Here is a 13,610-nt window from a genome sequence, read left to right as displayed (position 1 = left end):
GATGGCCGGATTCGCTCTACGCTCTATGCATGACCGAAATCGGGAGCCCGTACATCGCTCACCCGCGGATCATGGTGCTCGGGGTGCAGCCGGGCATGCCGCCGTTCCGCATCATCGAGATCGACGGCGAGGTGGTCGGTGCGGCGCGGGCGCTCACCGACGTACTGGTGGTCGCCGCCGCGGCCGGCATCACGGTCCACGATCTCGACGATCCGGACATGATCCGCTGGGTCGGCGGCGACAAACTCACCTGGACCAGAAAGCAGAGATAGCTACGACCGTTTCCTCGGTGCGTGCACCGCGCGGCTCAGTCGGCGGCCGAGGAGCAGGTAACCGATCAGCGCGCCTGTCGTGTTGAGGATGACGTCGTCGATGTCGAAGGCGCGCCCGGTGATCAGCGTGCCCTGGGCCAGCTCGACCATGAGCATGACGGCCGCCGTCAGGAACAGCACCCGCAGGACTCCCCGCGCCTTGGGCAGGACGATGGGCACCAGGAGGCCGAAGGGCACGCCGAGCAGCACGTTCCCGCCGATCTGCCGGATGGCGTCCCGCATCTCGGGCTGGTCCAGATAGGCGCGCAGCGAGCGGCCCGGATGAAGGTTGGTATGGGTCAGGGCCTCGGACGCCGGGGACGGCTCCAGGGTCAGCCGGGCCAGGATCACGGCGAACGCCACCATGAACACGAAGGCGCACAGAATCGTCAGCAGCCGGGCCAGGAAGACGAACGGACGGCGCTTCGGCGGAGCCTTCTCGGGCGGCTTCGGGGCGGGTTTCGGCGAGGTCTTCGGGGTCCTCCGGAACTTCGAAGGGGACTTCGGCGCGGACTTGGCCGCGGGCTTCGGCGTGGACTTCGACGGCGACTTCGACGATGCCTTGGGTGTGGCCTCCTTCGAGGTCTCGGGCGGCTTGCTCTCGGCCTTCGCGGGGCGCAGGCGCAGCGCGGCGAGGGAGCGCGGAGCTGATCGGGCCATCAACGTCCTCCGGTCTTCAACTGACCCCCGTGCAACGGCGGTTACCCTCGATCAGGCCGAGGACTCCGCTCCGGCCCGCCCGGATCCCGGGACCCGGGCAGGCCGGTTTCCCTCAGGTGCCGTAGGTCACGGTCACGGTGGTGAAGCCGAGGGAGGCGAGCAGACCCTTGAGCATGCTGGTCGTGTTCTCCTCGGCGCGCGCGGTCAGACCGCTCTCCTTCGCCGCGTCGCCGATGTGCCGGACCGCCAGCTTCTGGACGGCCTGTTCGTCGTTCGGGTTGTCGGAGAAGAGATCGGTTATCCGGTCGAAGATGCCGCGCTGCTTGGAGACGGCATAGGAGCGGTCGGGGTTCAGCGAGGGCTTGCCGAGTGCCGCGTGCGGCAGCCGGAGCGTCGCGGTCGTACGGTCCTTGTTGACCGTCACGTCGTCCTTCGCGATCTTGCCGAGATCGACATAGGAGTCGACCGTGCCCGCACCCACATAGAGCACACGGGTGCCCTTGATCGCGTCGGGCAGATACTTTGTGTCCTTCTCCAGGTCCACGACGATCTGGAAGTTGCCGGACGCCGCTTCGTAACGGCTCATGTCCTGGATCGATTCGAGGAGCGCGGGCCCTGAACGGTCGTTCGTCTCCTCCCCGAAGATGTCCCCCAGCCCCGGAAGCACCGCCAGCCGTAGCCCGGCCAGCAACAGCACGAACACCAGCACCACGGCACTCAGTACCTTGGCCCAAACAGGCATGCGCCGCACGGCCTTGATGGACGTCGTCATGGCGACGGACCCCTTTCTTCCTGCGTACTGAACCGAATGCCCTCCAAATGCCGCGTCAGACCGCTCTGTTGATGGATCGGGACAATTGAGAGGGGGCCTACCGGAGCGCGCGGTCGCCCGACGGGCGCGACCACCACACGCCCTCCCCGTGCGTCAGCCCCGGCAGCCGCAGCTCGGCCTCGCGCACCCGCCGGGCCGCCAGCGCACCGGTCAGCTGCCAGGTGGCCCCGCCTCCCGTGCTCCCGCCTCCCTCGGTCGGGCCGAACTCCGCGCCGAGGGACGCCAGCAGACCGGTCACCGGGGCCAGCGCGCCGGACGGGATCTCCAACTCGAAGGCGTGGTACGGCTCGTACACCCGTGTCCCCGCCCGCTCCAGCGCGCGGCGCAGCACCACCGGCGTGAGCGCCCGGAAGTCGGCGGCCGTGCTGAGCGGCCCGATGAACCCGGAGCGGACGAGGACGACCCGGCAGTCGGTGACCGGCCACTCGCACGGACCGGCCAGCAGGCTCGCGTGGACCGTGTCCTCGATCGCCTGGTGGAACGCCCGGGGCAGCGCGCCGAGTTCGGTCTCGTACGAGAACACCGCGCCCGAGCCGAGCGGCCCGGGCTCGACCCGCAGCCCCACGGACGCGTGGCAGCGGGTGTGGTCGAGCCACGGGTACTCCTCGTACGCCTCACCCGTGCCCGCGGGCCGCTCCAGGAACCGGACACGGCTCGCCTCGAACTCGGCGTCGATGCCGAAGTCCTGGACGAGGGTGGCCGCGAGGACCTCCTTCTGGACCTCGCCGTAGAGGAGCAGCGCCGTGCTGCCGTCGGTCGCCGGGCGGGCGTGGATCAGCGGGTCCTGGTCGGCCAGGGTCAACAGCGCCGAGCGCAGGCGTGCCGACTGCTCCGGGTGCCGGGCGCGGACCAGGGTCTCCAGGGTCGGGGGCGCGAACTGCGGGACGCGGTCGGTGAGTTCGCCGAGGCGGTCGCCGACCCGGACGGCGCCGAGACCGGTCAGGGCGGCGATGTTCCCAGCGGTGAGCGGGCCTTGGCGGCCGATCACTTCGAGGCCGGTGACCCGGCCGGGGACCTCGGTGGTCCGGCCGTCGGCCGCGCGCCTCAGGAAGGTCAGCCGCTGACGCTCCGTCACCTGCCTCTCGTACAGCCGCAGATACGCCGTCCGCCCGCCGTCCGGTGCGGGGCGTACGGCGAACACCGTGCCGCGCGGGGGCGCTTCGGTGGCGGTAGGGATGGGGCGGGGGAGCAGCCGGGTCAGGGCCCCGACGAGTTCGGGTACGCCCTGGCCGCCCAGCGCGGAGCCGAAGAGGAGCGGATGGAGCGAGCCGTCGGCGGTGCGGGCCGCGAGGGCCTCGGACAGGTCGTCCGGGGCGGGTGCGGGGCCATCCACGAGCGCCGCCAGGATTCCCGGGTCGACCTCGGCGATCGCCTCCGCGGCGAACGACAGGGGGCGGGGCCGGGTGTGGGCGGCCGGGGTGCCGACGGCGTCGACGTCGGTGAGCGGGACGATGTGCGGGGTCAGCCGACGGCGGATCTCCGCCAGCAGGGCCTCGGACCGGGCACCCGCGCGGTCGATCTTGTTGACGAAGACCAGCGTGGGCAGCCGCAGCCGCCGCAGCGTCCTCATCAGCACGCGGGTCTGCGCCTGGACGCCCTCCACGGCCGACAGCAGCAGCACCGCCCCGTCCAGGACCTCCAGGGCACGCTCGACCTCGGCGACGAAGTCGGAGTGCCCCGGGGTGTCGATGAGGTTGATCTGGGTGTCGCCGGCCGTGAACGCGGCGACGGCCGAGCGGATCGTGATCCCGCGCTGCCGCTCGATCGCGCCGTCGTCCGTACGGGTGTCGCCAGCGTCGACGCTGCCGAGCCGGTCGATCGCGCCCGCGTCGAACAGCAGCCGCTCGGTGAGGCTGGTCTTACCGGCGTCGACGTGGGCCAGGATCCCGATGTTCAGGGTGTGCGAGAGGGGCACGGAGTGCATGGGTGGTCGAGTCCTCGAGAACTGTGGTCCGGCATGGGCGGCGGAGAGTTCCGAGGAAACGGCGCATTCCGTGCTCCTGAGGTCGGGGAGAGCCGAGGAGATTCGACCGCCGCCATCATGGCGTGGCCCGGGCGGCCGGCCGCAACCGGTTTTTCGCGGCACGGAGTGCCAGGAGTGGCCAGTACGATGGGCCGTGGCCGACCGAATGATCATGCGAGGAGCAGTTCGTGCGAGACATCGCCGTGTTCAGCGGTAGTGCCCATCCCGAGCTGGCGGCCGAGGTCTGCGAGCACCTGGGTGTGCCGCTGCGGCCCACCCAGGTCAGCCGGTTCGCCAACGACTGCCTGGAGGTGCAGCTCCAGGCCAACTGCCGGGAGCGGGACGTCTTCCTCGTCCAGCCGCTGGTCGTCCCGGTCCAGGAACACCTCGTCGAGCTGCTGATGATGTGCGACGCGGCGCGCGGGGCGTCCGCCGGGCGGATCTCGGTCGTCATGCCGCACTACGCCTACGCCCGCTCCGACAAGAAGGACATGCCCCGGATCTCGCTCGGCGGGCGCCTGGTCGCGGACCTGCTGGTCGCGGCCGGCGCGAGCCGGGTCCTCGCGATGACCCTGCACTCCCCGCAGGTCCACGGCTTCTTCTCGGTACCGGTCGACCATCTGCACGCCCTGCGCGAACTCGCCGCGCACTTCCGCCAGTACGACCTGTCCCGGACGACGGTCGTCTCGCCCGACCTCGGCAACGCCAAGGAGGCCGCGCACTTCGCCCGGCTGATCGGCGCCGAGGTGGCCGCCGGGGCCAAGCAGCGGTTCGCGGACGACCGGGTGAGCATCAGCTCCGTGATCGGCAAGGTCACCGGACGGGACGTCATCGTGCTGGACGACGAGATCGCCAAGGGCAGCACGGTCCTCGAACTCCTGGAGCGGCTGCGGGAGTTGGAGCCGCGGTCGATCCGGGTCGCCTGTACCCACGGGCTGTTCGCGGCGGGCGCGCTGAAGCGGCTGAGCGAGCAGCCCGACGTGCTGGAGATCGTGTGCACCAACACCGTGCCGATCGCGGAGGAGGAGCGCACCGAGAAGCTGCGGGTGCTGTCCATCGCCCCGGCGCTCGCCGAGGCCGTGCGTCGCATTCACAACGGTGAGTCCGTCAGCGCCCTGTTCGACGCCCCGGGAACCTAATAGACAGGAAGGACGACCCCGTACGAGGTCGATCCGGCGGAGCGACGCCCCGCGTCACCCCAGGTGATCAGGAGGCCCGGCATGGCCAAGGTGAAGTTCGAACGGACCAAGCCCCACGTCAACATCGGCACCATCGGGCACATCGACCACGGCAAGACGACGCTCACGGCGGCGATCACGAAGGTGCTGCACGACCGGTTCCCCGACCTGAACCCGTACACGCCGTTCGACCAGATCGACAAGGCGCCCGAGGAACGGCAGCGGGGCATCACCATCTCGATCGCCCATGTCGAGTACCAGACGGAGCGCAGGCACTACGCCCACGTGGACTGCCCCGGCCACGCCGACTACATCAAGAACATGATCACGGGCGCCGCCCAGATGGACGGCGCGATCCTCGTCGTCGCGGCCACCGACGGGCCGATGCCGCAGACCAAGGAACATGTGCTGCTGGCCCGGCAGGTGGGCGTCCCGTACATCGTGGTCGCGCTCAACAAGACGGACATGGTGGACGACGAGGAGATCCTCGAACTCGTCGAGCTGGAGGTGCGCGAACTGCTCACCGAGTACGAGTTCCCGGGCGACGACGTCCCGGTCGTCAAGGTCTCCGCGCTCAGGGCCCTGGAGGGCGACCCGGAGTGGAGCGCCTCGGTGCTCGAACTCCTCGACGCCGTCGACGCGGCGGTGCCCGAGCCGGTGCGGGACGTCGACCGGCCGTTCCTGATGCCGATCGAGGACGTGTTCACCATCACCGGGCGCGGCACGGTCGTCACCGGCCGGATCGAACGCGGGGTGCTGCACGTCAACCACGAGGTCGAGATCATCGGCATCCACGAGCAGAAGACGAAGACGACGGTCACCGGCATCGAGATGTTCCGCAAGCTCCTCGACGAGGGCCGGGCGGGGGAGAACGTGGGACTGCTGCTGCGCGGGGTGAAACGGGAGGACGTCCAGCGCGGCCAGGTCGTCATCAAGCCCGGATCGGTCACTCCGCACACGGAGTTCGAGGCGCGGTCGTACATCCTGTCGAAGGACGAGGGCGGCCGGCACACGCCGTTCTTCGACAACTACCGCCCCCAGTTCTACTTCCGGACGACAGACGTGACCGGGGTGGTGACCCTGCCGAAGGGCACCGAGATGGTCATGCCGGGCGACAACACCACGATGCATGTGCAGCTGGTCCAGCCGATCGCCATGGAGGAGGGGCTGAAGTTCGCCATCCGGGAGGGCGGCCGGACGGTGGGCGCGGGTCAGGTCACGAAGATCCTGAAGTAGGCGCGCCGCGGTAGGTGCCCGGCGGGGTCATAACGTGCCGGACGTGGCCTCGGGCTGCCCCAGGGCCGCGTCCAGCGAGGCCGCGGGCGGCAGCACGGTGGCCAGTCCGGTGACCTTGAGGACGCGCAGGGTGAGCGGGTGCGTGCAGACCAGGTGGAGACGGCCGTCGTGGCTGAGCACCCGGTGGCGGGCCCGGTACAGCAGACGCAGCCCCGAGCAGTCGAAGAACTCGACATCCGTCAGGTCGATCACGATCCGGGCGTCCGGATGTCCGGTCGCCGCGTCCAGGTGCGGGATGATCTCGACGGCCGCGGCGATGTCGATCTCGCCGTGGAACTCCAGCACGGTGTGGCCACGGTCCTCGTGGACACGCAGATGCCGGGTGGGCGGTGCAGGATCCTGCTGCACTACGACATCGCCTCCAACCGCCTGCTGAGGTGACGGGACCCGCGGATGAGAGCACAAGTGACTTCCCCGCCCTGCAAGTTACCCTCGATGGAGTGAATTTGAGCATGTTCGATTGACATATGTCTGCGAAATCGATGTGAGTCTCGCATGCGTTCTCCCGCGATCTGCGGGGCGGGACTACGACAGCGAGTGCCAGGCCTTGGACAGGGCCTGACGGAACTGGTCCGCCTGGTGCGAGGTGAGGTCGCGGATCATCCGTTCCTCCAGCTCCCGTACGGGTTCCGTGAAGCGTTCGAGCAGCTCGCGGCCGGCGTCGGTCAGCAGGATCAGCAGCTCCCGGCGATTGCGTGGATTCCGCTCCCGCTGCACGAGCCCACGGTTCTCCAGGGACCGGACGAGATCCGCGATGGACTGCGCGGTGACGAAGGAGTCACGGGCCAGCTGGGCCGCGGAGAGGCCGTCGTGTCGCTCCAGGACCGTGAGCGAGGTGTACTGGAGTGCGGTGATTCCAGCCGGTCTGACCAGCTCGTCCAGATGGGAGCGGACTACGAGCTCTACCTGCTTGACCATGTAGAGCAGTGAGGGGGGTGCCTTGGTGCTGACCATGGATCGAGACTAGAGCATTGACAGGAAACCTGTCTGTAATCAGACTGCGGACCAACAGGAATCCTGTTGATTGAAATCTTGGCGACGATGCTGAGGAGCGGTGATGACCACCTTCGAGATCGAACCCGGGCGACTGTTCGTCGGAGGGCAGTGGCGCGAGGCGGCGGACGGAGCACGGACCGAGGTGGTCGACCCGTCCCGGGGCACGGTCATCACGACCGTCGCCGAGGCGTCGGCGGCCGACGTGGACGCGGCCGTGATGGCGGCGCGCGAGGCCTTCGAGAGCGGCCCGTGGCCCGCGATGAGCGGCCGCGAGCGCGGCCGGATCCTGAACCGGGTCGCCCAGCTGATCCGGGAGAAGGCGGATGAGATCGCGCAGCTGGAGAGCCTCGACGTGGGCAAGCCGATCAGCCTGTGCCACGCGGTCGACGTGACGAACGCGGCCAACGACTACGAGTACTTCGCCGCCCTCGCCTTCTCGCTGGACGGCGCGACCCGCGAGACGGTCCACAACGCCCTCGCCTACACCAAACGCGACCCGATCGGCGTCGTCGCCGCGATCACGCCCTTCAACTTCCCGCTGATCCTGGCCGGTTCGAAGCTGGGCCCGGCGCTGGCCGCAGGCAACACGGTGGTGCACAAGCCCGCCGACGAGACCCCGCTCAGCGCCCTCTACATGGCCAAGCTGCTCCAGGAGGCGGGCGTACCGGACGGCGTCGTCAACGTCGTCACGGGCACCGGCCCGGTGGCGGGCGAGGCCCTCCTCCGCCACCCCGGCGTCGACAAGATCGCCTTCACCGGCTCCACGGCCATCGGCCGCCATGTGGCGAGCGCGGCCGGCGAGGCTTTGAAGCCGGTCACCATGGAGCTGGGCGGCAACGCGGCCCACATCGTCTTCGAGGACGCCGACGTCGAGAAGGCGGTCGGCGCGGTCATCAAGGGCTTCGTCTTCAACACCGGCCAGTTCTGCATGGGCGGCCCGCGTCTGCTGGTCGCGCGCCCGGTGTACGAGACCCTGCTCGGCATCCTCGCCGACGCGGTGCCCGGCGTCCCGGTCGGCGACCCGCGCCTGCCCGAGACCGTGGTCGGCCCGATGGCGGGGGAGAAGCACCTGCGCAAGGTCGAGGAGTTCGTGGCGCTGGCCCGCAAGGAGGGCGCCCGGATCGTCTGCGGCGGCGAGCGGCTCGACCTGGACGGCGGCTACTACTACAAGCCGACGGTGATCGCCGACCTCGCCAACGACTCCCGGGTCGTCCAGGAGGAGATCTTCGGCCCGGTCCTCACCGTCCAGCCCTTCGACACCGAGGACGAGGCGGTCCAACTCGCCAACTCCACGCCGTACGGCCTGGCTTCGGGCGTCCAGACCACCAACCTGGCCCGTGCGCACCGCGTCGCGAACCGGCTCCAGGCGGGCATCGTCTGGGTCAACGACTGGGCGATGCTCGACCCCGCGATCCCCTTCGGCGGCGTCAAGGACTCCGGCTTCGGCCGCGAGTACGGCCCCGAGGCGCTCGCCTCCTACACGAAGGTCAAGTCAGTGGTCGTCTCGCTGGACTGAGTGCGCCAGCTGCGTCACGTTCACGCCAACTCGTTCAGCCCGTAAGGGAGTTCAGCATGTCCATCACCACCCGTGCCGCGGTCGTCGAGTCCGGCGGTGCGCCCTTCACCCTCTCCGACGTCGAACTGGCCGATCCCGCGCCCACCGAGGCGCTCGTACGCCTGGTCGCCACGGGCCTGTGTCACACGGACCTCGGTGTGGCGAGCGGAGGACTGCCCTTCCCCCTTCCCGGAGTTCTGGGGCACGAGGGCGCGGGCGTCGTCGAGGCGGTCGGCTCCGCCGTCACCGGCATCGAGCCCGGCGACCATGTCGTCCTGTCCTTCACCTCCTGCGGCGGCTGCCGCAACTGCCGTGACGGGCACCCCGCGTACTGCGTGACCTGGCTGCCGCTGAACCTCCTCGGGGGCCGCCGCGCCGACGGCACCGCCACGATCAGCCGCGACGGCGCGGAGCTGGGCGGCCACTTCTTCGGCCAGTCCTCGTTCGCCGAGCGGGCGTTGGTCGATCAGCGCAGCCTGGTCAAGGTCGACGCGGACGTACCCCTGGAGTCCATCGCCCCGCTGGGCTGCGGAGTCCAGACGGGAGTCGGCGCCGTCTGGAACGTGCTGAAGCCGGGCCTGGGCAGCACGGTCCTGGTCCTCGGTGCCGGAGCGGTGGGTCTCTCGGCGGTCATGGCGGCGGCGCTGACCCCCGCGACGAGGATCATCGCGGTGGACAGGGTCGGTGAACGTCTGTCGCTGGCGCGGGAGTTGGGTGCGACCCACACGATCAACGCGGGAGAGTCGGACCTCGCGGAGGCAGTGGCGCGAATCACCGACGGCCAGGGAGCCGACGGCATCGTCGAGACGACGGGCAACGTCACCGTCCTCCGCCAGGGCGTCGACGCGCTGGCCCAGCGGGGCACGCTCGTCGTGGTCGGCGCACCGCCCTTCGGTACGGAGGTCGCGCTGGATGTCAACGGGATGCTGGGCGGCAAGCGCGTGGTGGGCCTCACCCTGGGCGACGTCGAGACGCAGTCCTTCATCCCGGCCCTGGTGGACCTGGTGAAGGCGGGCCGGCTCCCGCTGCACCGCCTGATCAGCACCTACCCGTTCGCGGACATCGACCAGGCGGTACGGGACATGAGCGCGGGCAAGACGATCAAGCCGGTACTGACCTTCGGCTGACGGCCGACCCGCGCGGTCTTTCGCCCCCGCCGCCCCTACCCGTTCCCATCCCTGGGGGCTGCGCCCCCAGACCCCGCTTGTCGGCCTGAACGGCCTCGTCCTCAATCGCCGGACGGGCTGGGGGTGCCTGGGGCGGGTGGGCATGGCGGGGGATGAGCCGGTGGGACGGTCGGCCTGAACGGCCTTGTCCTGAAACGCCGGACGGGCTGGGTGGGAAGGTCGCGCTCACGCGCTCGTCCTGAATCGCCGGACGGGCTGAAAGATCAAGCCCCGGCCGGCGTTCGAGGGCAAACGGTGCTCGGCCCACCCTTTCCCCCGCCGCTCTTCATCACCGGCCGGGGTTGGTATTTCAGCCCGTCCGGCGTTTGAGGACGAGCGCGTTCAGCGCGATAGGGGGGTCTGGGGGCGCAGCCCCCAGAAGGATGGGACGGGTAGGGGTGGCGGGGGCGAGGAAGAAAGGACCTCACCTGCTCCGGTGCAGCGCCACCAGCAGCTGCCACACCTGGTGCGCGATCTCCTCCGACGTCGCCTCGATCCGCCCGTGCAGCCAGTCCGCCAGGACACCCGCGAAGGTGGCGGCCACCGCCGACGCGACCAGCGGCGCGTCCGCCGCCCCCGCGAGTTCGCGTTCCGCGAGGCTCCGCGCACGCAGGTCCCGGTGCAGTACCTGGCCCAACGGGCCCCCGCCGCCCGCGCTCAGCAGGGCCCGGTACAGCGCGGTGTGCGAAGTGAGGTCCGCGAAGAACTCCACGAGCGCGACCGGCGCGATCACCGGGTCGGGCCGCCCGCGCCAGGCATGCAGGGCGTCCACCGCCTCCCGTACGACATCGGCGCAGGCGTCGACGGCCAGCGCCTCCAGGTCGGGATAGTGGACGTAGAAGGTGGCCCGTCCGACCCCCGCCCTGCGCACCAGTGCCGCGACGCTGACCTCCGCCAGGGGGTGCTCGGCGCATTCCGCCAGCAGGGCCTCGCGGAGCCTCGCCCGGGTGCGGGCGGCCCGCGGGTCCTCGGGCTCGCCGCGGGTCACCGTGCGACGAGGACGGCGGCCAGGGCGATGGCGCCGGGCAGTGCCTGGGCGAACAGGATGCGCCGGTTCGCCGTCGCGGCGCCGTAGACGCCAGCCACGATCACACAGGAGAGGAAGAAGACCTGCGCCCGGAATCCGGTCGGATCGGCGGCGATCAGCCCCCAGACCAGGCCCGCCGCGAGAAACCCGTTGTAGAGCCCCTGGTTGGCGGCCATCTTGGCGGTCGCGCGGGCCATCTCCGCGTCGAACCCGTGGAACTTGCGCCCCGGCGGACGCTGCCACAGGAACATCTCCAGCACCAGGATGTACGCGTGCAGCGCGGCCACCAGACCGACCAGCACGTTCGCGACCGTCTCCATGCTCGGCAAACTCCTACGTCAGGTTTCTTGGACGGGTGTCCATCATGGACAGGTGGCCAGCATACATGGACGGGTGTCCAGAAAATCGGCCCGGTTGTCAGAGCCCGCCGATAGCGTCCCGACCATGACCGAACCCGCGACCTCCGACCGCACGACCACCGTCCGCCCCGCCCGCACCGACGACATCCCCGGACTCGTCGCCTCCAGCACCGCCCTCTTCGCCGAGGACGCCGGCACCCGTGATCCGAGCGTCGACGCCGACTGGCCGCGCGAGCACGCCGCCGCGTCGTTCGCGGCGGCACTGGACGACCCGGCGCGCCTGGTCCTGGCGGTCGAGCACGCCGGCGCGGTGGTCGGTCATCTGACGGGCTCCCTCACCGAGCCCACGGCCATGCGCCCGGTGAAGGCCGCCACCCTGATCAGCGTGTACGTCCGTCCCGCCCACCGGAGTTCGGGGGCCGGGGCACGCCTGGTGGACGCCTTCGTCCGCTGGGCGGGCGAGCAGGGCGCCGCACACGCCGAGGTGACCGCCTACGCGGCCAACACGGACGCCATACGTTTCTACGAGCGGAACGGCTTCGCGCCCCAGTCCCTGACACTGCGCCTGAGTCTGGGCACCGGCCTGGGCCTGTAGTCAGGCTGCGCCCTCCGCCGCGTACACCCGCTCACCGCCCACATAGGTGAGCGCCACCTTCGTCTCCGCGATCGCCTCCGGCGGGCCCGCGTACGGATCGCGGTCCAGGACCGTCAGGTCGGCCAGCGCCCCGACGCGCACACTGCCCGTGTCGTCCAGGTGGTTGGCGTACGCCGAACCCGCGGTGTACGCCGTGAGGGCGGCCGTCAGACCGATGCGTTCGGCGGGGAGGAACACCCGGGGCGACGCGGAGCCCGGTGCCGCGCGGTTGACCGCGACGTGGATCGCCTGGAGCGGGTCGGGACTGCTGACCGGCCAGTCGCTGCCCGCCGCCAGAGTGGCCCCGGAGCGCAGCAGCGCGCCGAACGGGTACTGCCACGCCGCCCGTTCGGGACCGAGGAAGGGGATGGTCAGGTCGTCCATCTGGGGTTCGTGCATGGCCCACAGCGCCTGGATGTTGGCGACCGCGCCGAGCCGGGCGAAGCGCGGCACGTCGTCCGGGTGGACCACCTGGAGGTGGGCCAGGTGCGGCCGGGTGTCGCTCGGCCCGTTCGCGGCGCGCGCGGCCTCGACGGCGTCCAGGGCGTCCCGTACCGCCCGGTCGCCCAGCGCGTGGAAGTGGCACTGGAAGCCGAGGGCGTCCAACTGCGTGACGTACTTGGGTAGTTCGGCCGCGTCCACGAAACTCGTGCCCCGGTTCGCGGTGACGCAGCCGCACTTGTCGAGGTACGGGTCGAGCAGCGCGGCCGTGCCCGTCTCGGCGACCCCGTCCAGCATCAGCTTCACACTGCCCGCCCGGAACCTGCCCCCGCTCAACGCGGCCCGCCGCTCCACGAGTTCGGGGATCTGCTCGGCCCCGCGCTCCCGGTCCCACCACAGCGCGCCGACCACCCGCGCGGTCAGCGACCCGTCCCGGGCGGCGGCGAGATACGTCTCCGACGGGTCCTCCATGCCGAGGAACGAACCGACCAGCGCGTCCTGCCAGGCCGTGACACCGAGCGAGTGCAGCCGACGCTGAGCGGACAGCAGCGCCGCCCGTCGTTCCGCCGCCGTGACCGGCGGGGTCAGCCGGCCCACGTACTCCATGGCCCCTTCCTGGAGCATGCCGGTCGGCTCGCCCGAGGCGTCCCGCTCGAAGCGGCCGTCAGCAGGGTCCGGGGTGTCCCGGGTGACGCCCGCGAGTTCGAGGGCACGCGTGTTGACCCAGGCCCCGTGATGGTCCCGGTTGGGCAGATACACCGGCCGGTCCGGGACCACCGCGTCCAGCAACTCCCGGGTGGGCGTGCCCCCTTCGAAGGCCTCCATGGACCAGCCGCCACCCGTGATCCACTCCCGCTCGGGATGCGCGAGGGCGTACGCGCGGACGATGGCCACCGTGTCCTCGGCGGTCTTCGCGCCGGTCAGATCGCACTGGGTCATCTCCAGCCCGGCCGGCAGCGGATGGACGTGCGCGTCCTGGAAGCCCGGCAGCAGCAGCCGCCCCGCGAGATCGACCACCTCGGTCCCCGGCCCGACCAGATCGTTCACCTCGCCCCGCCCCACAGCGACGATCCGCCCGCCGCTGACCGCGACGGCTGTAGGGCTCCCGGGCGCGAAGACCGGACCGCCGGTGAAGAGGAGTTCAGCGTGCATGTTCCGTTTCCTTGATGGTGTGGAGCACCCTTTTAGGGGC

Annotated in this window: 14 protein-coding genes and 1 pseudogene; 6 read left to right on the top strand and 9 right to left on the bottom strand. The window is 70.6% G+C overall.

Going from position 1 to position 13,610, the window contains the following annotated elements; translation table 11 throughout:
* Positions 1 to 29 precede the first annotated feature (29 nt).
* Complete coding sequence (locus OG787_RS03720; RefSeq protein WP_369032726.1) at positions 30 to 272, top strand: hypothetical protein; 243 nt, start codon at positions 30 to 32, stop codon at positions 270 to 272.
* On the opposite strand, the gene OG787_RS03715 is transcribed toward OG787_RS03720, so the two are convergent.
* From OG787_RS03715 to otr(A), 3 genes are all read right to left on the bottom strand, one after another.
* Positions 273 to 971 carry a VanZ family protein gene (locus OG787_RS03715; protein WP_405534276.1) on the bottom strand — a complete coding sequence of 233 codons (699 nt, stop codon included), beginning with the start codon at positions 969 to 971 and terminating at the stop codon, positions 273 to 275.
* 112 nt (positions 972 to 1,083) lie between these two features.
* Complete coding sequence (locus tag OG787_RS03710) at positions 1,084 to 1,743, bottom strand: DUF4230 domain-containing protein (RefSeq protein WP_369032727.1); 660 nt, start codon at positions 1,741 to 1,743, stop codon at positions 1,084 to 1,086.
* Between the two features lie 97 nt (positions 1,744 to 1,840).
* Positions 1,841 to 3,727: a tetracycline resistance ribosomal protection protein Otr(A) gene (gene otr(A), locus OG787_RS03705; protein WP_405534275.1), complete on the bottom strand. Its 1,887-nt coding sequence runs from the start codon at positions 3,725 to 3,727 to the stop codon at positions 1,841 to 1,843.
* Between the two features lie 227 nt (positions 3,728 to 3,954).
* On the opposite strand from otr(A), the gene OG787_RS03700 reads away from it, so the two are divergent.
* Complete coding sequence (locus tag OG787_RS03700; protein ID WP_369032729.1) at positions 3,955 to 4,905, top strand: ribose-phosphate diphosphokinase; 951 nt, start codon at positions 3,955 to 3,957, stop codon at positions 4,903 to 4,905.
* An 81-nt stretch (positions 4,906 to 4,986) separates the two neighbouring features.
* Entirely contained in the window at positions 4,987 to 6,180 is a 1,194-nt protein-coding gene (gene tuf / locus OG787_RS03695) for an elongation factor Tu (RefSeq protein ID WP_369032730.1), read from the top strand.
* A gap of 27 nt (positions 6,181 to 6,207) precedes the next feature.
* On the opposite strand, the gene OG787_RS03690 is transcribed toward tuf, so the two are convergent.
* Positions 6,208 to 6,588, bottom strand: coding sequence for an anti-sigma factor antagonist (locus OG787_RS03690; RefSeq protein ID WP_405534274.1), 381 nt, complete (start codon positions 6,586 to 6,588; stop codon positions 6,208 to 6,210).
* A 177-nt stretch (positions 6,589 to 6,765) separates the two neighbouring features.
* The gene (locus tag OG787_RS03685) at positions 6,766 to 7,194 is read right to left on the bottom strand and encodes a MarR family winged helix-turn-helix transcriptional regulator (protein WP_369032732.1); all 429 of its coding nucleotides are present in this window, start codon (positions 7,192 to 7,194) and stop codon (positions 6,766 to 6,768) included.
* 103 nt (positions 7,195 to 7,297) lie between these two features.
* Between OG787_RS03685 and OG787_RS03680 the strand changes: the two genes are divergently transcribed.
* Complete coding sequence (locus OG787_RS03680; RefSeq protein WP_405534273.1) at positions 7,298 to 8,752, top strand: aldehyde dehydrogenase family protein; 1,455 nt, start codon at positions 7,298 to 7,300, stop codon at positions 8,750 to 8,752.
* A 56-nt stretch (positions 8,753 to 8,808) separates the two neighbouring features.
* On the top strand, positions 8,809 to 9,918 hold the full coding sequence (locus OG787_RS03675; RefSeq protein ID WP_369032734.1) for an NAD(P)-dependent alcohol dehydrogenase: 1,110 nt from the start codon (positions 8,809 to 8,811) through the stop codon (positions 9,916 to 9,918).
* Between the two features lie 317 nt (positions 9,919 to 10,235).
* Here OG787_RS03675 and OG787_RS03670 read toward each other — a convergent pair.
* From OG787_RS03670 to OG787_RS03660, 3 genes and pseudogenes are all read right to left on the bottom strand, one after another.
* A pseudogene (locus OG787_RS03670) lies at positions 10,236 to 10,389 on the bottom strand (cobyrinic acid a,c-diamide synthase); the annotation flags it as partial.
* Positions 10,382 to 10,945: a TetR/AcrR family transcriptional regulator gene (locus OG787_RS03665; protein ID WP_405534272.1), complete on the bottom strand. Its 564-nt coding sequence runs from the start codon at positions 10,943 to 10,945 to the stop codon at positions 10,382 to 10,384. The pseudogene OG787_RS03670 and the gene OG787_RS03665, both read right to left, overlap by 8 nt.
* Positions 10,942 to 11,304, bottom strand: a complete 363-nt coding sequence (locus OG787_RS03660; protein ID WP_235472806.1) for a DUF1304 domain-containing protein — start codon at positions 11,302 to 11,304, stop codon at positions 10,942 to 10,944. Before OG787_RS03660 ends, OG787_RS03665 begins: the two co-directional genes overlap by 4 nt.
* 124 nt (positions 11,305 to 11,428) lie before the next feature.
* Here OG787_RS03660 and OG787_RS03655 point away from each other — a divergent pair, with 124 nt between their 5' ends.
* Positions 11,429 to 11,938 (top strand): GNAT family N-acetyltransferase, encoded by a 510-nt coding sequence (locus tag OG787_RS03655; protein ID WP_405534271.1) that lies wholly within the window; start codon positions 11,429 to 11,431, stop codon positions 11,936 to 11,938.
* Here the strand turns inward: OG787_RS03655 and OG787_RS03650 are convergent, their stop codons facing one another.
* The gene (locus tag OG787_RS03650; protein ID WP_405534270.1) at positions 11,939 to 13,570 is read right to left on the bottom strand and encodes an amidohydrolase; all 1,632 of its coding nucleotides are present in this window, start codon (positions 13,568 to 13,570) and stop codon (positions 11,939 to 11,941) included.
* Positions 13,571 to 13,610 lie beyond the last annotated feature (40 nt).

It is taken from the genome of Streptomyces sp. NBC_00075 (genome assembly GCF_045041225.1).
Classification (GTDB): Bacteria; Actinomycetota; Actinomycetes; order Streptomycetales; family Streptomycetaceae; genus Streptomyces; species Streptomyces adonidis.
The sequence above is the reverse complement of the archived record's forward strand: the minus strand, read 5'-3'. Positions and strand labels throughout refer to the sequence as shown.

Coding starts and splice junctions, on each gene's coding strand:
- OG787_RS03720 (WP_369032726.1), top strand. CDS start 30: ATGACCGAAATCGGGAGCCCGTACATCGCTCACCCGCGGATCATGGTG.
- OG787_RS03715 (WP_405534276.1), bottom strand. CDS start 971: ATGGCCCGATCAGCTCCGCGCTCCCTCGCCGCGCTGCGCCTGCGCCCC.
- OG787_RS03710 (WP_369032727.1), bottom strand. CDS start 1,743: ATGACGACGTCCATCAAGGCCGTGCGGCGCATGCCTGTTTGGGCCAAG.
- tuf (WP_369032730.1), top strand. CDS start 4,987: ATGGCCAAGGTGAAGTTCGAACGGACCAAGCCCCACGTCAACATCGGC.
- OG787_RS03685 (WP_369032732.1), bottom strand. CDS start 7,194: ATGGTCAGCACCAAGGCACCCCCCTCACTGCTCTACATGGTCAAGCAG.
- OG787_RS03680 (WP_405534273.1), top strand. CDS start 7,298: ATGACCACCTTCGAGATCGAACCCGGGCGACTGTTCGTCGGAGGGCAG.
- OG787_RS03675 (WP_369032734.1), top strand. CDS start 8,809: ATGTCCATCACCACCCGTGCCGCGGTCGTCGAGTCCGGCGGTGCGCCC.
- OG787_RS03660 (WP_235472806.1), bottom strand. CDS start 11,304: ATGGAGACGGTCGCGAACGTGCTGGTCGGTCTGGTGGCCGCGCTGCAC.
- OG787_RS03655 (WP_405534271.1), top strand. CDS start 11,429: ATGACCGAACCCGCGACCTCCGACCGCACGACCACCGTCCGCCCCGCC.
- OG787_RS03650 (WP_405534270.1), bottom strand. CDS start 13,570: ATGCACGCTGAACTCCTCTTCACCGGCGGTCCGGTCTTCGCGCCCGGG.